This window comes from Streptomyces sp. NPDC002817, from assembly GCF_053592055.1.
Window position 1 is genome coordinate 71,024 of sequence record NZ_JBSFUY010000032.1, and the last position, 17,097, is coordinate 88,120.

Consider the following 17,097-nt stretch of genomic DNA (forward strand, 5'->3'; position numbering starts at 1 on the left):
GCTTACGAGCGAAGATCTACGGGCGAGTTGTGTCGGACGGGGGCGGGCCCGGCGTCCGGCGGGTGTCACAGAAGTGAACGCGCCAGCGTCACCGCCCCCTCGACCGGCGGTACCCGCAGGGGCTGTGGCCTGGCTGCGGGCACCCTGTCCGAGAGGGCGGAGGTGAAGGCGTCGTAGAGGACGGGCTGGGCGAGGACGGTACTGCCCGCGACCACCACGTCGTCCACCGCGACTCCGCGTGCGGCGAGTCGCCCGACGAGGGCGGCCAGCGACCGGCCGCCCTCCTCGATGACCGCGAGGGCGAGCGGTGAGCCCGCCTCGGCGGCGGCGAACACGGCCGGGGCGTGCCGGCCCCACTCGGCGGAGATGTCCTTGGCGGCTTCCATCGCCGCCCCGATCGCGGGGACTTCGGCGACCTCGAAGGAGGCGACGAGACCGTGCGCGAGCGCGTCGGGCTCCTCGCCGCGGTCATGGGCCGCCCAGACGGCGCGTGCGGCCTCACGGACGAGTCCGGCGGCGCCGCCCTCGTCGCCGAGGACCGCACCCCAGCCGCCGACCTGGGCGGGGCGTCCGTCGGGGAAGCGGCCCACCGCGACCGAACCGGTACCGGCCACCAGGCCGACCCCCTTGTCCAGGCCCGCTGCGGGCACGAGGAGTTCGGCGTCGCCCACGACCAGCGCGGGCGCGTCGAAGTGGAGTTGCAGGGCGGTGCGGATCTGAGCGCACTGGCGAGGGGTCTCGCAGGCATGCCCGCCGACCGCCAGAGCGGACGGGCGGGCGCCCGTCGGCAGGGCGTCGGCGGCCAGCGTGGCGAGCCAGCCGGCGGCGGTCACGGGGTCGTGCGGCCGCCAGCCGCTGCTGGAGCGGACGTGATCGGCGACCGGGGTGTCGCCCGCGAAGGCGCGCAGATGCGTCTTGGTGCCGCCCACGTCGATACCGACCACGAGCGGGCCGGAAAGTGTGGCGTCCTGCACGGATCCTCTTTCGTCGGTGCGCTGAAGCATGCGACGGCGGGCGAAACCGTGCCGGAGGAAGGGCAGTTGAAAACTAGGGAAGCCCCGGGACGGGCCTCTGACGGACCACGGCAGGCGAGTACCGTGACGTTCGTTAGGAAGTTAACTAACGAAGTACAGTGCGTCAAGAGAAATCGCGCACTCGACCACCGCAGGGCCGCTGCGGGGCGGGAACGCGTGACGTCATGGCATCCCATCGCCGCACCCCGTGAAGACGCTTCGACCCGGGGCGCGGCGCTCGACCTCCGTGGGAGAACTGTGGAACACGACGTGGCGGAAGCCCCCCGTCTGACCGAGAGCGCCAGCGCTGTGTTCGCCGTGCTGGCACAGGCCGGCACGGCTACCCGCCCGCAGCTCGCGAGCCTGGCGGGCCTGTCGAAGCCGACGGTGTCCTCCGCCGTCGCGGAACTCGAGAGCGCCCGCCTCGCCGCCCACTCCGGCACCGCCTCCGGCGCCACCGGCCGCTCAGCCGCCGTATACGGCCTGGGACCGGCCGCCGGAGCGGTGCTCGCCGTCGATCTCGGCCCCGCCCTCACCCGGGTGCGCGGCTGCGCCCTGGACGGCACCCTGCTCGCCCAGGCCACCGGCTCCCGGGACGAGGCCGCCGACGTCGTGCGCGAGGCCGTCTTCGCGCTGCCCGACGGCGCTCCGCTGCGCTCCATCGTCGTCGCCGTCGGTGACGTCGCCGCGGAGCAGGACGGCGCGGGAGCCCGCCCCGCCACCGCCAAGGCCGGGCCCGTCTTCGACGCCATGGCCGTCGCTCTGCCGAAGGGCGTCCCGGTCCATCTGGAGAACAACGTCAATTGCGCCGCGCTGGCCGAGCTGCACGAGGGCGCCGCCCGCGGCCGCGCCTCCTTCGGCTATCTGCGGATCGGTGTCGGTATCGGTCTCGGCATCGTCGTCGGCGGCCAGGTGCTGCGCGGGGCCAACGGGGCGGCCGGTGAGCTCGCCCGGCTGCCCTACCCCTGGGACGACGGCGTGGAGCCCCGCCAGGAGGCCCTGGAGGAGTACATCGGCGCCCGCTCGCTGGTACGCCGGGCCGCCGACGCCTGGCCGGAGGCCGACGGGCCCTGCCCGCGCACCCCCGACGAGCTCTTCGCGCTGGCCCAGGAGGGCCGTGCGGCGGCCCGTACGGTCGTGGACCGCCACGCCGCCGACATCGGCCGCCTGGCCGCCGCGGTGACCGCCGTACTGGACCCCGGGCTGATCGTGCTGGGCGGCAGCACCGGCGCCGATCCCCAGCTCCTGTCGGGGGTGCGGGCCGAGATGGCGCGGCTGAGCTGGCCCACCGAGGTGGTGAGCAGCACGGTGGGTGATCTCGGCACCGTCGTGGGTGCCTCCCGGCTCGCCGTCGCCCGGGGAGTCCAAACCGTGACCGATGTGGCGCGGGCCAAGGATTGACGGGTTCCGGCTTGGTCTGCCAATGTCCGGACAAGCGCTTTCTAAGTCGGCCGGGACGCCGGCTTGGAGCGAGCGTCCCGCCCGTACTCAGAGGTACGGCAACCGCACGAGGGCGTGCCCGTGCGGTGACGGCCACAGGCCGGGGATCCTCGCCCGTCAGGATGACGCGGCCGGGCGAGGCCGCGCCCCCGGAGAGCGACTTCTCCTGCAAGATGCACCCGTGCCGCCTTGATCGGCGCCGTGCTCCGTCCCCTGCGACGAAAAAAGGGATCGAAGATGACCAATGTAGGTGTGCGGCGCTCCAGCCGACTCGGCCGCGGCATGCGCCGCATGGTTCCCCTCGCTGCCGTGGCTTCGGCCGGCGCCCTGCTGCTCACCGCCTGCGGAGGAGGCTCCGACTCGGGCGGTACCTCCAAGTCGCTGACGTTCTGGATCTCCACGGTTCCGGGGCAGGACGCGGGCTGGAAGAAGTCGGTGGCGGCGTACGAGAAGGAAACCGGCGTCAAGGTCAAGCTCGTCAACATCCCCTACGACGGCTACGCGACGAAGCTGCGCAACTCCGCGCAGGCGAACTCGCTGCCCGACGTGGCGGCCGTGCCGGCGCTGGACCCGATCTGGTCGAACAAGCTGATCGACCTCAGCGAGATCGCCGACAACAAGACGAACAAGATCAACGCCAACTTCGTCGCCAAGGACTCGTCCGGGAAGGCGCTGTCCATCCCCTCGGACGTCACCGCGTCCGGCATGTTCATCAACAAGTCGCTCTTCGAGAAGGCCGGCGTCGACTACCCGACCTCGCCCGACAAGACCTGGACGTGGGACGAGTTCATCAAGGCGGCGAACGAGGTCCGGGAGAAGACCGACGCCAAGTACTCCCTGACCTTCGACCAGTCGCCGTCCCGGCTGCGCGCCATGGTGTACGAGAAGGGCGGGCAGTACGTCCACGCCGACGACTCCGGCAAGTTCTCGGTGGACGCGGCGACCAAGAAGGCCGTGAACACCTTCGTCGGATGGAACGACGACAAGGTCATGCCGAAGTCGGTGTGGACCAGCGGCGCCGACCCGTCGGCCATGTTCCAGAGCGGTGACGTCGTCGCCTACTGGTCCGGCGTGTGGCAGGTCGCCTCCTTCGCGGACAGCATCACGAAGTTCGAGTGGGCGAGCGTCCCGACCCCGGCCCAGCCGGTCCAGGCCAGTGACGTCAACAGCGGCGGCATGACGGTGGGCTTCAACAACAACGCCGACGCGGCCGCCGCCGCGAAGAAGTTCCTGTCCTGGCTGTACGAGCCGGCCCACTACCAGGCGCTGTGCGAGGCGTCCGGCTTCCTGCCGGTCGAGACCGGTCTGAACCCGACGTACCCCTTCAAGTCCGAGGCGGCGCAGGCGGCGTTCAAGCTCTACAACGAGTCGATCCCGCTCTACGACCCGATCTCCGGCTACTTCAACAAGGCCCAGACGAACTGGGTGCTGAAGGGCAAGAGCCTCGCCGACGACCCGACCAAGGCGGAGATCGGCAAGGCGATCAACGGTGAGCAGTCGGCCGACAAGGCCCTGGAGAACATCGTGGCCGGCTACAACCAGCAGGTCGGCGGCTGATCGTGGGCCGGCGGCCGGGCGGCGTCGACACGCCGCCGCCCGGCCGCCGGCCACCCATGTGATGCCGGGCTCATGGCGTGAGCCCACCGCAATCCAATCCACCAGCACGGAGTCAGGAAGATGACAAAACGCGCCTCGGACGTGTCCGTGAGCCCGCCCAGGAGCCGCAGCAAGTACACCGTCGCGCCGCTCGTCCTCATCGCGGCCAACGTCGTGCTGTTCGCGCTGTTCTTCGTCTGGCCGGCGGTGATCGGGCTGGTCTACTCCTTCACGAACTACACAGGCGTGGGGGCGTTCCAGTTCATCGGACTGGACAACTACCAGAACCTGGCCGGGGACTCCACGTTCTACGACGCGCTGATCCGCACGCTGCTGTACACCGTGCTCTTCGTGCCACTGAACTTCGTGCTCTCGCTGCTCATCGCCAACCTGCTGGTGAGCAAGCACGCCAAGGGCGCGTCGGTCGCCCGCATCTTCTTCTTCATCCCGTGGCTGCTGTCGCCCATCATCGTGGGTGTCCTGTGGCGGTGGCTGTTCGGTGAGAACTTCGGACTGGTCAACTACGTCATCGAGAAGGTCGGCGGAAGCGCCGTTCCCTGGCAGTCGAACGCGGACCTGTCGCTGATCGTGGTCGTGGTGGCGGCGGCCTGGGCCTGGACGGGCTTCTCGATGCTGCTGTTCATCGCGGCGATCAAGAACGTACCGACGTCGTACTACGAGGCGGCGGCGCTCGACGGCGCCGGCCCGTGGCGCCAGTTCTTCAGTATCACCCTGCCGAGCATCGCGCCCACGTCCTTCATCGTCATCCTGCTCAACACGATCCACGCGATGAAGGAATACGCGGTGTTCGCCTCCCTCAACAACGGCGGACCCGGAACGTCGAACAACCTGCTGGTCCAGTACATCTACCAGACCGGCTTCAAGTCCGGCCAGATCGGCTACGCGAGCGCCGCGTCGTTCGTGCTCATGCTCATCCTGATGGGCGTCGCGGCCATCCAGATGATGGTCAACCGGCGGGTGGAGAACCGATGACAACCACAGACATGCCGCGCAAGGCCGACGCCGACTCCGTACGGGCCGTCTCCAAGAAGAGGCCCCGTGGCTCGGCAACCGGCGGGCTTCGGCGCGCGATTGCCCCGACGACTCTGCTGTGGTTCATGGCGGGCCTCTACGGGATTCCGGTGCTGTGGTTCGTCCTCAGCTCCTTCAAGCCGGCGGGAGACCTGTTCTCCCTTCCGCTGACGGTGTTCCCGGACAACCCCACCGTGTCGGGATACAAGGAAGCGTGGGCAAGCGCCAACTTCGCCCAGTACTTCATCAACACGACCCTCGTGTGTGTGATCGCGACGATCCTCACGGTGGGAGTCAGCTGCTGCACCGGGTACGCGCTGGCCAAGTACGACAACAAATGGCTCAAGGCCTTCTTCGTCTGCATCCTGGCCACCACGATGCTGCCGGCCGAGGTCATGCTCGCCCCGCTGTTCCTGGTGGTCCGCGACCTCGGCTTCTACAACTCGCTCTCCGGCATCATCCTCCCGGCCCTGCTCACCGCGACCGGCTGCTTCATGTTCCGCCAGTTCTTCCTGACGGTCCCCGACGAACTCATCGAGGCCGCCCGTATCGACGGCGCGAAGGAGCTGTCGATCTTCCTGAGGATCATGGTGCCGCTCTCCCGGCCCATCATGCTGACGCTCGCCATCCTGTCGTTCCAGTGGCGGTGGAACGACTACATCTGGCCGCTGCTGATGCTGAACGACCCCGACAAGTTCACCGTGCAGATCGGCATCCAGAGCCTCGTCGGTGCGCAGAACATCAACTGGTCGGTGCTGCTGGGCGGTTCGGTCATCTCCATGATCCCGCTGATCGTCGTCTTCCTGGTGTTCCAGAAGTACGTCATGAACGCCGACATCAACGCCGGACTGAAGGACTGATCTTGCCCGTCCCGCTCGACCACGAGTTCGGCCGCGCGGTGGCCCGCGCGGCCGACCGGCAGGCCGCCCCGCTGGCGGCCTGCCTGCTGGCGGCCGACCCGGACGTGGAACCCGTCGACGTGCCCCACCGCGTGCTGGCCCGCCGGGTGAAGACCCTGATCGCGGCGTACCGTTCCCCGGACTCGACCCTGCACGGCAGCGGCTGGGCCGTCGCCGCCGCGATGACCCACCTCCGTGCCCTGCGGGCCGCGCAGACGGCCTCCGGCCTCTTCGCGGGCGGCGACAACGTGCAGTCACCCCCGGACTCCGCGTTCACCGTCAACGACGTGTGCGACGCGCACGTCCTCGCCGCAGGCGCGGGTCCGGAACTGCGCGAGGTCACGGAGGCGCTCGCCGAGATCGCCGACGCCGCCACCGGCCGTCTCCTCACCGGCGGCGTGCACACCCCGAACCACCGCTGGGAGCTGTCCGCGGCGCTCGCCCGTCTGCACCGGTCGTTCCCCGACGACCGGCTGCTCGACCGCGTCGAGGAGTGGCTCGCCGAGGGCGTCGACATCGACACGGAGGGCCTGTACTCGGAACGCAGCGCCGTCTACGCGTCCATCGTGACCAACCCGGCGCTGCTGTTGCTGGCCGAGGTGCTCGGGCGTACCGACCTGCTGGACGCCGTCGAACGCAACCTCGCCGCGACCCTGGACCTGATCAGGCCGGACGGCACGGTGGAGACCGTCCACTCGCGCCGCCAGGACCAGAGGCTCTCGTTCGCGCTGTGGCCCTACCTGCCGCACTACCGGCTGCTCGCGATCCGCACCGGCCGGGGCGACTTCGCACGCGCGGCCCGTCTGGCGGCCGCCGACGGCATCGACGACCCCGACCTGCTCGCCCAGACCCTCCTCACCCCGGATCTGTGCCGCGCCCTGCCGGCCCCGGACGCGGAGAAGCTCCCGAGCGACCGGTACCTCCCCACCGCACGCCTCGCCGCACACGTCTCGGCCACCGCGCACACCGTGGTGTACGGCGGCTCCGACGTGCCCGAGCACCGGCGCATCCGCTCGGGCCTCGCCTGCAACCCCACCTTCCTGCGCCTGTTCGCCGGTGCCGCCGTCCTCGACGCGGTCCGCCTCTCGCGGGTGTTCTTCGACCTGGGCCCGTTCCGTGCCGCCGACATGGAACAGCTCGCCGACAACCGGTACCGGCTCACCCAAACCCTCACAACCGCCTACTACCAGCCGCTCCCGAAGGACCGGAGGCGCGACGACGGCGCCTACCGCCTGGTGGACGAGGGCCGCTTCTCCGCGGCGATGGCCTTCCCCGACCGCCCTCAGGACGAGGTCTCCCACACGACCCGGGTCGAGGTCGACCTGCGGGAGGACGGGGCCGACCTGCGGATCGACATCAGCGGCCCATCAGTGCCCTGGGCCCTCGAACTGACCTTCCGGCCGGGCGGCGAGCCGCAGGGCGCCGTACCGCTCGGCGACGGAAGCTGGGCCATGACGACCGAGCCGTTGACCTACCGCGTCGGCGACGACGAGATCCGGGTCGAGGCCGCCGTCGAGACGGGCGAACCGCTCGCGGGACCGGACCGGACCGACGTACTGCGCTACGACCCGGGGCAGGACTACACCGTGGTCGGCGGCACCGACGCGACGACCGGGAACCGCGTCTACCTCGGTGGGCACGGACCGCAGACACTGACCCTCACACTGCGCGCCACATCTCAGGCATGAAGGGCTGATCCACCCGTGCACCTCCTCCACCAGCGCGGCCCGCTGCACGACCTCCCGGACACCCCGGAGGCGTACGACGCCGTCCTCGCCGACGTCGTCGAGCAGGCCCTCGCCCGGCTCACGCCGGAGGGCAACCTCGAACACCCCGACTGCGTCGACGACATCGGCGACACCTCACTCGGCATCACCTCGCTCCTCGCGCTCGCCTGGCAGCGCACCAAGGACCCGCGGCTGCCGGAGGCGGTGCGCCGCAGCCTCGCCTTCCATCTGCGCGAGCGGGTGTACGTCGAGGACAACCCCGGCTATCCGAACCTGAGGGTCCGCAACTCCGGTCTGCCGTACGCCCGTTACACCCTGGCGGCGGGCGCACACCCCATCGGTGACTGGCCCAGCACGGTGTGGGCGCTGCTCCAGGCCGTCAATCTGCTGGACGCCGCGGACGGTCTCGTCGACGACGCACAGCGCGTCGAGCTGGTCGAGGTGGCCCGCGGCTACTGGCGCTGGCTGACCGAGGCGACGTTCTTCAACCCGCAGGAAGCGGGCAACCAGGCGATCGGCTGCATCGTGGGCGGGCTGATGCTGGCAAGCCATCTGCCGTCCCCGGAACGGGAGTCGGTCCGCGGGCGCGCCGTGGACCTGTACGTCGACAGGATCCGCGCCCACCGGGTCCGCGACCGCGGCGCCCTGCTGCCCCCCGAGCACGGTGGCGCCTACGACAACAACTACGGCCCGATCTCCCTGTCCTTCCTCGCCCAGGCCCATCGGGTCAGCGGCGAGGAGATCTTCGCGGAGGACGGCGACGCCCTCGCCCGCTACATCGACGCCCGTCTGACGGGTGGCGGCTTCGACAACGGCGGCCCCCGCTACAGCGAGCAGCACTCCGCGTTCGAGTCGGTCCTGGGCCTGCGCTACTTCGGTGACCGGATCGGCTCCGACCTGGGCCGCTACCGGGGCGACAGCCGCTGGGCCCGGCATGCGGTGAAGGCGGACGGCGGGGTCGACGGGCACTTCGCGTGGATGCTGGTCTGGCAGATCGAGGACACGACGCGCTGGCACCGAACGCCGTCGGCCGCCCCCGTCCGTCATCAACTCCGGGCGGGAACCGTGTCGGTGGCCTTCGACGGCCACATGACGCCGTCGGTGATCGAGGCGGACGGCACGTACCACCTGCCCGCCGCCGTCGACCGTCAGCACGGGTACGGCCCGGTCGTCGACGGCTTCGTGTTCTGCCGCCCGATGGGCGAGGTGCGGGTCCGCGACGTCCGTGCCGAGGGCCTCGCGGCCAAGCTGGTCACCAAGCCGGTCGTCGGCCGCGACCACGTCCTGCGGCACGTGCGGTCCCTGTACGTCACCGACGGCACGAGCCTGTGGGTGACGGTCGCCGTGGAACGCCTGCCCGGCACGCCGTATCTGCTCGCCGGGATGCCGTACGCCACGGACGACGGCGACCGGGTCCGCCGGACCGCCGAGGCCCAGGTCGCCTCCGTCGGCGAACTCCGGCTGACCCACCCGCAGTCGGAGGGCGCCGACCACTTCGACGCCCGCTCGGAGACCACCCAGCAGCAGGCCGCCTTCGCGCTCGCCGCCGACCCCCGCGGCTACGGCGACCCCGACGAGGGCTGGAGCCACCTGGTCTCCTCGACGGCCCTGGAGGCCGACCCGGTCCCGGACGCCCCTGATGACCTGCATGTCTTCGCGGTGCGCTACGGCCCCGGCGGCACGTTCACGGCCACGGTCGAGCAGGGCACCGAGGGCCTGACGGTCCGGACCGAGGCGTTCACCGCCGTGATCGGTGACATCGCGGGCGACGCCCACGGCGAACCGGAGCTGACGCTGCACCTCTGAATCACAGCGGCAGGCCGACCAGCCCCCAGCCCCGCTGGTCGGCCTCGCCCACCACCACCGCCCACTCGCGCAGCAGTACCGAGAACTCGTCGAAGTCCTCGATCCACCGTCCCGGAGATGCTGCGTGCGCGGCGAACGGCTCGCGCAGGCTCTCCAACAGCGGTTCCGCCAGGGCCCAGTGGACAGCCAGCGCGGAGACGGTCGGCGGGGGACAGACGAGCAGCAGTTCGGGGCGCCGAGGATCGGGGTCGGCCGGGAAGAGGCCGGTGTCGTCCTCGTCCCAGAGCAACGGGCCCAGGAAGGCGTTCAGTTGCTCCCGCAGCGCTGGGCCGGCGAAGTCCCGTACGTCCTCCCAGGCGTGTCCCGCCCAGAAGTGCGCCTTGTACGAGCCGGTGGTGCTGTGGAACTCGTACCGCCCGCACCACGGCACGTTCGACGCCGCCGGGAACACCCAGCCCTTCCGTGGCTCCGCGTCCCAGTCGATCTCGTCCTCGGGAAGCGCCGCGTCCTCGAGCAGCCCGAGCCGTTCCGCGAACGGTGTCGCCTCGAGCCGCTCCCAGTCGACGGCGAGCACGGTGATGTCCAACCCCATGCGGTAAGTCCTACCGGAACATGGCGGCGTGGCGTCGCGCCCAGTCCGCGAACGTGCCCGGGGTGCGGCCGGTGACGCGCTCGATGTCGGGGCTGACGCGCAGTTCCGCAGGGGTGGGGGCGCCCAGGATGGCGAGGGTGGTGTCCACCACGGGCTCGGGCATGAACCCCAGCATCTGCGCGCGGGCCTCGTCACGGCTCCACTCGACGAACCCGATCGGCTCGCCCAGTGCCTCGCCGAGGGCCGCGGCCTGCTGTCGGGGAGTGACGCGGGCCGGGCCGGTCAACTCGTAGACCTGCCCGGCATGTTCGGTAGAGCGCAGCGTCACCGCGGCCACTGCCGCGATGTCGGCCGGGTCGACCGTGGGCAGTCCGACGTCACCGAACGGCGCGGCAACGGTGCGTCGTTCGCGCACGGACCCGGCCCAGGCGAACGCGTTGGAGTGGAAGCCGCCCGGGCGCAGGAACGTCCAGTCCAGGCCCGACTGCCGTACGGCCTCCTCGATGGCGTGCCCGAGGCCTCCGTGCGAGTCCGACTCCGGGCGGGTCACGACCCCCTGCGACGACAACAGGACGACCCGCTCGACCCCGCCGGCCTTGGCGACGTCCAAGAGGTGCGGGACATCGAGCAGATGGGCGCTGGGACCCCCGTTCTGCAGGAACAGTGCGTCCGCGCCGTCGAACACGGGGCGCAGGCTCTCCGGGTCGACCAAGTCCGCCGGTCGGTGTCGTACACCGTCCGGAACGTCGGCGGACGTGATCTGCCGGGATGTTGCGATTGCCTCGGCACCGGATTCGGCCAGCGCCCGAACGAGCTCCCGGCCGACGTTGCCCGTCGCCCCCGTCACCACGATCATGAGTAACTCCCCTGTGAAATCGGCTTTGTTGCCGATGAAGGGACGCTAACAGCGTGGGTATAGTAGGTACCTAGAGGATAGTGACTATCCCGGAGGGATGCGTATGAAGGTCGAGGTGACGACCGACCCCGCACTCGCCTGTCCCATCGGCCCGGTCGTGGACATCGTGTTCAGCCGCTGGACCACCCCGATCCTGTGGAGTCTGCACGCGCACGGACGGCAGCGCTTCGTCGAGCTGGAGCGGCGCATCACCAAGATCACGCCGAAGGTCCTCACCCAGCGGCTGCGGCAGTTGGAGCGGGACGGGCTGGTCGTGCGCACGTATCACGCCGAGGTTCCGCCCAGGGTCGAGTACGAGATCAGCGAGCTGGGCCGCAGCCTCGCCCCGCTCTTCGCGCACCTCGCCGAGTGGTCCGCCGACCACCTCGACGAGGTCGAGCGGGCGAGGTGCGCCTACGACCTTGCCTGACGGCGCTCCAGGGCCCGGGTGGGAACGACCAGGTCCGCCCGGTCGCGGGTCGCCGTGACCAGGTCGGCGTTGCGCTGGTCCGTGCGCAGCACCCAGGCCACGGCCTCGTCGTGCTCCTTGCCGAACCGCTCGTGCCGGGCCACCAGCCGTCGGAGCCGCTCCTGTTCGTCCAGCTCGCAGAACCACACCTCGTCCAGCTGCTGCCGCACCCGTACCCAGGCGCCCGTGTCCAGCAGCAGGTAGTTGCCCTCGGTCACCACCAGGCGGGCCGTCGGCGGCACCGGCACGGCGCCCGCGATCGGCTGCTCCATCACCCGCTCGAAGCCGGGCGCGTACACGACGGCACCGTCCTCCTCGTCCTCCGCGCGCAGCCGCCGCAGCAGCGCCGCGTATCCCGCCGCGTCGAAGGTGTCCGGCGCGCCCTTGCGGTCACGGAGTCCGAGCCGGTCCAGTTCCCCGTCGGCGAGGTGGAAGCCGTCCATGGGGACGTGCGCGACCCATGGCTCCCCGCCCGCGTCGAGTTCCCGCACCAGGGTCTCGGCGAGTGTCGTCTTGCCCGCGCCGGGGCTGCCCGCGATGCCGAGGATCGCGCGCCGGTCGCCCCGCGCGAGGGCCCGGGCGCGGATGAGCAGGTCGTCGAATGTCAGCGGCACACCGCAGAGTGTGTCACCCACCGCCGCGCGGGGACCCAGGGCGACAGGGAGGATGGCGAGGGGACACAGGAGGGAGCCGCCACCGTGCCCGACGACGCCGCACAGATCCGCGCCCTGATCACGAACTGGGCCGACGCCGTCCACCGGGGCGACCTCGACGGTGTGGTGGCCGACCATGCCGAGGACATCGTCATGTACGACGTCCCGCCGCCCCACCACGGCATCCACGGACTGGCCGCGTACAGCGCCGCCTGGCCGCCCTTCTTCGCCTGGCAGGCCCAGGGCGCCTGCTTCGACATCGAGTACCTCGACGTCACCGCCGGCCCCGAGGTCGGCTACGCCCACGCGCTCCTGCGCTGCGCCACCCCCGAGGAACTCGCCGAACACCCCGGCCTCCGGCTGCGCCTGACGTTCGGGCTGCGCAAACAGGACGGGCGCTGGCTCGTCGCCCACGAGCACCACTCGTTCCCGCACGACTGACGCAACGGTTGTGCCGATAATCGGACGAAATATCAGGCACCTGGCCGAACTTCGCGCTGCGCACAGACCGGACGCGGGTTAGTTTGTCCGTGTTTTCTCTATTTCCCCAGCTCATGGCGGTGGGGTCTCGGCAACCCTGCAACGCGTAGGGGTAAGGGGTGGACGATGGTGCACGGCGCGAACGCGACGCTCGTGAGTGTGCGACGGCGCGACACGGCGACCGTGCCCGGTGCGGCCCGGCGGAGGCACGGTGACGTGCTGCTCGCCGTGGTGGCCGCTGCGTTCGTCCTCGCCCAGTTGGTCCTCGTACGCCCTTGGATGGGCCTCGGCTGGGACGAGACCGTCTACGTCAGCCAGGTCAGTGCCCAGGCGCCACCCTCCTACTTCAGCGCACCACGGGCGCGTGGCATCTCGCTGCTGGTGTCACCCATCGCGTCCTGGTCGACGTCCACCTCACTGCTGCGCGTCTACCTGGCCGTGCTGTCCGGCATCGGCCTCTACCTCGCCCTGCGCGTCTGGCGGGGGGTCTTCCCGGCCCGGGTCCTCGCCGGCGCCGGGGCACTCTTCGCCTCCCTGTGGGTGACGGTCTACTACGGCCCGCAGGCCATGCCCAACTACTGGGTGGCGATCGGCGCGCTGGTCTGCGTCGGCTCCTTCCTGCGCGCCCCGGCCAACCTGTGGGGTGTCGCGGCGGGTGCCGCCCTCATGGCGCTCATGCGGCCCACCGACGCCGTCTGGGTGACCCTGCCCCTCCTCGCCCTCGCGGTGGCCCTACGCCACTGGCGGCTGCTCGTCGCCCTCCTCGCGGGAGCCCTCCTCGGCGCCGCCCAGTGGGTGGTGGAGGCGTACGTCAGTTACGGCGGTCTGGCGCAGCGGCTGCACGACGGCTCCCGCATCCAGGGCGGACTCGGCTGGAACCTCGCCGTCGACGACCAGATGCGCAGCCTCGTCGGGCGCACCCTGTGCCGGCCGTGCACCGGTTCGATGCCCCACCCCGCGATCACCGCGTGGTGGTACGTCCTTCCGCTGCTCGCCCTCCTCGGTCTCGTCGTCGCCGTCCGGGCCGGGCGCACCGCACGCACGCTCGTCACGCTGGCCTGCGCCGCGTCGGCGGCCTTCCCGTACCTGTTCCTGATCGGCTACGCGGCCCCCCGCTTCCTCCTGCCCGTCTACGCGCTGCTGGCCATCCCGGTCGCCGACGGGCTGCTCCACCTGGTCACCGCACCGGGCGGCAAGTGGCGACCGGTGGCCACGACCCTGGTCGCGCTCGGGCTGGCCGGGCACCTGGCCGTGCAGTACGCGGTCCTGGACCGCACCGTCAGCCGCAGCACCGCCGACCGGCTGGCCTGGGAGCGCACCGCGGCCGACCTGCACCGCCTGGGCATCCGGCCGCCCTGTCTGCTCACCGGAGAGGAGGCGCTCCCCATCGCCTACTACACCGGCTGCTCCTCCGCGGCGGTCAGCGGGCCCAACACCAACTCCACGGCGGCGGAGATCCAGGACACCGCCCGCCGGATCCCGGTCGCCCACCTCGTGCCGGCACACGGCGGCCCGGCCGGGTACGCCCGCGACTGGACCGCGTACCGGATCGACGGGCTCCAGGTACGGATCGGACCCGCGGGGGAGGACGGTGGCCCATGACGTCCGAACCGGTCGTCGTCGCCCCCGGTCGAAGACGCGTCTACTGGCACACCGCACTCACCCTCGTCGTCCTGGTGGGCACGGTCTGCCTCGCCCAGCGGCACTGGCCGGTTCTCGAGCGCGGGGCCGTGCGGCTCGCCGTCGCCGACCAGGGCTGGCTGCTGGTGGGCGGCACGGCCGCCGCCGCGACCTGGGTCTGCGCGGCGCTCGCCCAGCAGGGCGCGGTCGTCCGGCGCCTTCCCCAAGGGCGGCTCGTGGCAGCGCAGTTCGCCGCCTCCGCCGCCAACCATCTGCTGCCCGCCGGGCTCGGCGCCGGCGCGGTCAACCTGCGCTTCCTCATGCGCTGCGGGCTGCCGGCCGGCCGCGCGGCGACCGCCCTCGCCGTCAAGGGCACCGCCGCCGGAGTGGTGCGGGTCGTCCTGATCGTGGCGCTCGCGCTGGCCTGCCCGGGTGTGCTGCGGTTCCCGCAGCTGTCCGGAGCGATCCTCGTCGCCCTCCTCGCCGCCACCGTCTGTGTGGCGGCCGTGCTGGCGTGGTCCCGGTGCCGGCGCGCCCTGGCCGCCGTCGCCGCCGACATCAGGGCCGTGCACGCCAACCCGCCCCGGGCAGCCGCTCTGTGGGGCGGTTCGCTGGCCTTCGCCGCCCTGCACGCCCTCGTCCTGATCGCCGTCACGCAGGCCGTCGCGCTCTCCCTGCCGCCGGCCCGGGTGGCGCTGCTCTATCTCGCCGCCAGCAGCGCCGCCGCCCTGCTGCCCACCCCAGGCGGGCTCGGTTCCCTCGACGCCGCCCTGGCCTTCGCCCTCACCACCGCAGGGGCCCCGCCCGCCGCGGCCGCCTCCGCCGTACTCGGCTACCGGCTCCTGACCGTGTGGCTGCCCCTGGTGCCGGGCCTGCTGGTGCTCGGCGTGCTGGTGCGACGCAAGGCCTTGTGAGCACAACAGGTGCGTCCTAGGCGTGAGTTGTGATCCGGGCCGGGTGTTTCCCGTCCATCCGCTTCAGGTAGGACTCGGATGTCGGACCGGGGACACGAGGGGGAACGTCATGACGGAGAGCGAGCACGGCGGACGGCTGGGGGAGGAGTTCTTCACTCCGGGGAGCGCGTCCTTCACCGAGTTCCTCACCGCCCACCGGCCTGCCCTGCTGCCCACCCGCAGACCCTTTCCCGACGGCGTGCGCGCCGCCCCCGACCAGTTCCCGCACGGCACCACCGTGCTGGCCCTCACCTACCGCGACGGCGTGCTGATCGCCGGCGACCGCAGGGCCACGATGGGCAACCTCATCGCCCAGCGCGACCTGGAGAAGGTGCACCCGGCCGACGACCACACCGCCGTCGCCTTCGCGGGCACCGTCGGTCTCGCGCTGGACATGGTGAAGCTGTACCAGGTCGAGCTCACGCACTTCGAGAAGATCGAGGGCGCACCGATGTCCCTCAACGCCAAGGCCCGGCGCCTGGCGGGCATGATCCGGCAGAACCTCGGCCAGGCCATGCAGGGCCTCGCCGTCGTCCCCCTCCTCACTGGCTACGACCACACGGCCGAGGACGGGGAGAAGGGACGCATCTTCAGCTTCGACGTCGCCGGCGGCCTGTACGAGAAGACGGACTTCCACGCCGAGGGCTCCGGTTCGCCCTACGCCCGGGGCGCGCTGAAGAAGCTGTTCCACAAGGGCATGTCCCGGCGCGACGCCGCGCTCGCCGCGCTCCAGGCCCTGTGGGACGCGGCGGACGACGACTCCGCGACCGGCGGACCCGACATCAACCGGCGGATCTTCCCGATCGTCTCGGTCATCACCGAGGACGGCTTCGAGCGGCTGCCCGAATCGGAGACGGAGCGACTCACCCGGGAGATGGTCGAGCAGCGCAGCAGTCGGCCGGACGGCCCGAACGCCACGCCCTGACGAACCGCCCCGGCCCCACTCGGGGCGAGCGCGTCAGGCGCGCAGCCCCACCTCCTTGCGCCATTTGGCGATCTGCTTGTCCGGTTCCCCGGTGTAGGACCAGGGAGTACGGGTGGCCCGCCGCCCCAGCATCCGGAACAGCGGGCCCGCGACATCCGTGAGGCCCGCGTGACAGGCCGCGTGCGTCAGGTAGTTGAGGTCACGCAGCTCGGCGGGTGCGACCGCGGCCTCGGGCCGGCCGGCGATCCAGCGCTGCCAGGTGCGGCGTACGTCGCTGACGGCCCCGTCGTTGCTCCAGTGCTGGGCGAGCGCCACCGATGACCGCCGGCCCTTGGCCGCGTCCAGCGCGAACCGGTACTCCTCGACCCGGGCGTACTGCACCAGTACCGGCAGCGCGCAGCCCGGCGGTGCCACTCCGGCCGCGTCGCGGGCGAAGTCGTACATCAGGCCGTGGGTGCCGTGCCAGCGGGACGAGTAGTAGTGCAGCACCTGGAGATGGCCCTCCACGCTGTAGGGGTCGCGCTGGTGCAACTCGTCCCACCAGCGCGCCAGTTCCTGCCTCCGTACGCCCGCCGGGTACAGCCGTGCCACGGAGATCAGGGAGATCCACGGGGTGGGGTCGTCCGGATACGCGTCGGCGGCCTGCAGGCTCGCCATCACCGCGGTGTCGACGCGGTGCTGGTCGATCGGCACACCGCGGCCCGCGGCGATCGCCAGGTTGAACGCCCGGGCCGTCTCGGTCGCCGCCCGCAGCACCAGCGCGTCGGCGCTGTGCGGTTCGGCGGCCAGCCACGACTCCGCCGTCGAACTGCCCGCGCAGGCCTGGGCGAGCAGCCGGACCCGGTGGCCGCGGACCGGCCAGTCGGGGCCCGTCGCCCGCAGCAGTTCCCTCAGACCCTGCCAGCGTCCGATGACGATGTCCTGGCGGGCCGTGGTGAGGGGTACGTCCCCGCAGTCGGGGTCGAAGTCGGGAGCGAAGCGATCCCGCGTCATCGCC

Annotated in this window: 16 protein-coding genes; 11 read left to right on the forward strand and 5 right to left on the reverse strand. The window is 71.4% G+C overall.

Annotated elements, in window-relative coordinates:
* Window positions 1–65 precede the first annotated feature (65 nt).
* Entirely contained in the window at window positions 66–1,004 is a 939-nt protein-coding gene (locus tag ACWD3I_RS39315) for an N-acetylglucosamine kinase (protein WP_451084309.1), read from the reverse strand.
* A gap of 279 nt (window positions 1,005–1,283) precedes the next feature.
* On the opposite strand from ACWD3I_RS39315, the gene ACWD3I_RS39320 reads away from it, so the two are divergent.
* From ACWD3I_RS39320 to ACWD3I_RS39345, 6 genes are all read left to right on the forward strand, one after another.
* Window positions 1,284–2,414: an ROK family transcriptional regulator gene (locus ACWD3I_RS39320; protein WP_365409671.1), complete on the forward strand. Its 1,131-nt coding sequence runs from the start codon at window positions 1,284–1,286 to the stop codon at window positions 2,412–2,414.
* Between the two features lie 276 nt (window positions 2,415–2,690).
* Window positions 2,691–4,010 carry an ABC transporter substrate-binding protein gene (locus ACWD3I_RS39325; RefSeq protein WP_365409668.1) on the forward strand — a complete coding sequence of 440 codons (1,320 nt, stop codon included), beginning with the start codon at window positions 2,691–2,693 and terminating at the stop codon, window positions 4,008–4,010.
* Window positions 4,011–4,130: 120 nt separating this feature from the next.
* Window positions 4,131–5,042 carry a carbohydrate ABC transporter permease gene (locus ACWD3I_RS39330; protein ID WP_365413269.1) on the forward strand — a complete coding sequence of 304 codons (912 nt, stop codon included), beginning with the start codon at window positions 4,131–4,133 and terminating at the stop codon, window positions 5,040–5,042.
* Window positions 5,039–5,941: a carbohydrate ABC transporter permease gene (locus ACWD3I_RS39335; protein ID WP_365413271.1), complete on the forward strand. Its 903-nt coding sequence runs from the start codon at window positions 5,039–5,041 to the stop codon at window positions 5,939–5,941. Before ACWD3I_RS39330 ends, ACWD3I_RS39335 begins: the two co-directional genes overlap by 4 nt.
* Before the next feature lie 2 nt (window positions 5,942–5,943).
* Window positions 5,944–7,668 carry a hypothetical protein gene (locus ACWD3I_RS39340; protein WP_365413273.1) on the forward strand — a complete coding sequence of 575 codons (1,725 nt, stop codon included), beginning with the start codon at window positions 5,944–5,946 and terminating at the stop codon, window positions 7,666–7,668.
* 15 nt (window positions 7,669–7,683) lie between these two features.
* Window positions 7,684–9,513 (forward strand): hypothetical protein, encoded by a 1,830-nt coding sequence (locus ACWD3I_RS39345; RefSeq protein ID WP_365413275.1) that lies wholly within the window; start codon window positions 7,684–7,686, stop codon window positions 9,511–9,513.
* A 1-nt stretch (window position 9,514) separates the two neighbouring features.
* Here the strand turns inward: ACWD3I_RS39345 and ACWD3I_RS39350 are convergent, their stop codons facing one another.
* Together ACWD3I_RS39350 and ACWD3I_RS39355 are read right to left on the reverse strand one after the other, a co-directional pair.
* Window positions 9,515–10,105 carry a hypothetical protein gene (locus ACWD3I_RS39350; protein ID WP_365413277.1) on the reverse strand — a complete coding sequence of 197 codons (591 nt, stop codon included), beginning with the start codon at window positions 10,103–10,105 and terminating at the stop codon, window positions 9,515–9,517.
* A gap of 10 nt (window positions 10,106–10,115) precedes the next feature.
* A complete protein-coding gene (locus ACWD3I_RS39355; protein ID WP_365413279.1) occupies window positions 10,116–10,961 on the reverse strand; it encodes an NAD(P)H-binding protein in 846 nt (281 codons plus the stop codon).
* Between the two features lie 97 nt (window positions 10,962–11,058).
* Between ACWD3I_RS39355 and ACWD3I_RS39360 the strand changes: the two genes are divergently transcribed.
* The gene (locus ACWD3I_RS39360) at window positions 11,059–11,430 is read left to right on the forward strand and encodes a winged helix-turn-helix transcriptional regulator (RefSeq protein ID WP_365413281.1); all 372 of its coding nucleotides are present in this window, start codon (window positions 11,059–11,061) and stop codon (window positions 11,428–11,430) included.
* Here ACWD3I_RS39360 and ACWD3I_RS39365 read toward each other — a convergent pair.
* On the reverse strand, window positions 11,415–12,083 hold the full coding sequence (locus tag ACWD3I_RS39365; protein ID WP_365413283.1) for a nucleoside/nucleotide kinase family protein: 669 nt from the start codon (window positions 12,081–12,083) through the stop codon (window positions 11,415–11,417). The two genes, ACWD3I_RS39360 and ACWD3I_RS39365, sit on opposite strands and share 16 nt — an antisense overlap.
* A gap of 84 nt (window positions 12,084–12,167) precedes the next feature.
* On the opposite strand from ACWD3I_RS39365, the gene ACWD3I_RS39370 reads away from it, so the two are divergent.
* From ACWD3I_RS39370 to prcB, 4 genes are all read left to right on the forward strand, one after another.
* Complete coding sequence (locus ACWD3I_RS39370; RefSeq protein ID WP_365413285.1) at window positions 12,168–12,563, forward strand: YybH family protein; 396 nt, start codon at window positions 12,168–12,170, stop codon at window positions 12,561–12,563.
* A gap of 165 nt (window positions 12,564–12,728) precedes the next feature.
* Window positions 12,729–14,204, forward strand: coding sequence for a hypothetical protein (locus ACWD3I_RS39375; RefSeq protein ID WP_365413287.1), 1,476 nt, complete (start codon window positions 12,729–12,731; stop codon window positions 14,202–14,204).
* The gene (locus tag ACWD3I_RS39380; protein ID WP_451084310.1) at window positions 14,201–15,136 is read left to right on the forward strand and encodes a lysylphosphatidylglycerol synthase domain-containing protein; all 936 of its coding nucleotides are present in this window, start codon (window positions 14,201–14,203) and stop codon (window positions 15,134–15,136) included. The genes ACWD3I_RS39375 and ACWD3I_RS39380 overlap by 4 nt, the downstream gene beginning before the upstream one ends.
* A 109-nt stretch (window positions 15,137–15,245) precedes the next feature.
* Window positions 15,246–16,100, forward strand: a complete 855-nt coding sequence (prcB, locus tag ACWD3I_RS39385; RefSeq protein ID WP_365404797.1) for a proteasome subunit beta — start codon at window positions 15,246–15,248, stop codon at window positions 16,098–16,100.
* Window positions 16,101–16,133: 33 nt separating this feature from the next.
* Here the strand turns inward: prcB and ACWD3I_RS39390 are convergent, their stop codons facing one another.
* On the reverse strand, window positions 16,134–17,093 hold the full coding sequence (locus ACWD3I_RS39390; protein ID WP_365404800.1) for a hypothetical protein: 960 nt from the start codon (window positions 17,091–17,093) through the stop codon (window positions 16,134–16,136).
* Between the last annotated feature and the right edge of the window lie 4 nt (window positions 17,094–17,097).

Bases quoted from the DNA above. Each gene is read 5' to 3' on its own strand.
- ACWD3I_RS39360 (WP_365413281.1), top strand. From the start codon at position 11,059: ATGCGTATGAAGGTCGAGGTGACGACCGACCCCGCACTCGCCTGTCCC.
- ACWD3I_RS39350 (WP_365413277.1), bottom strand. From the start codon at position 10,105: ATGGGGTTGGACATCACCGTGCTCGCCGTCGACTGGGAGCGGCTCGAG.
- prcB (WP_365404797.1), top strand. From the start codon at position 15,246: ATGACGGAGAGCGAGCACGGCGGACGGCTGGGGGAGGAGTTCTTCACT.
- ACWD3I_RS39330 (WP_365413269.1), top strand. From the start codon at position 4,131: ATGACAAAACGCGCCTCGGACGTGTCCGTGAGCCCGCCCAGGAGCCGC.
- ACWD3I_RS39375 (WP_365413287.1), top strand. From the start codon at position 12,729: ATGGTGCACGGCGCGAACGCGACGCTCGTGAGTGTGCGACGGCGCGAC.
- ACWD3I_RS39390 (WP_365404800.1), bottom strand. From the start codon at position 17,093: ATGACGCGGGATCGCTTCGCTCCCGACTTCGACCCCGACTGCGGGGAC.
- ACWD3I_RS39380 (WP_451084310.1), top strand. From the start codon at position 14,201: ATGACGTCCGAACCGGTCGTCGTCGCCCCCGGTCGAAGACGCGTCTAC.
- ACWD3I_RS39315 (WP_451084309.1), bottom strand. From the start codon at position 1,004: ATGCTTCAGCGCACCGACGAAAGAGGATCCGTGCAGGACGCCACACTT.
- ACWD3I_RS39355 (WP_365413279.1), bottom strand. From the start codon at position 10,961: ATGATCGTGGTGACGGGGGCGACGGGCAACGTCGGCCGGGAGCTCGTT.
- ACWD3I_RS39325 (WP_365409668.1), top strand. From the start codon at position 2,691: ATGACCAATGTAGGTGTGCGGCGCTCCAGCCGACTCGGCCGCGGCATG.
- ACWD3I_RS39335 (WP_365413271.1), top strand. From the start codon at position 5,039: ATGACAACCACAGACATGCCGCGCAAGGCCGACGCCGACTCCGTACGG.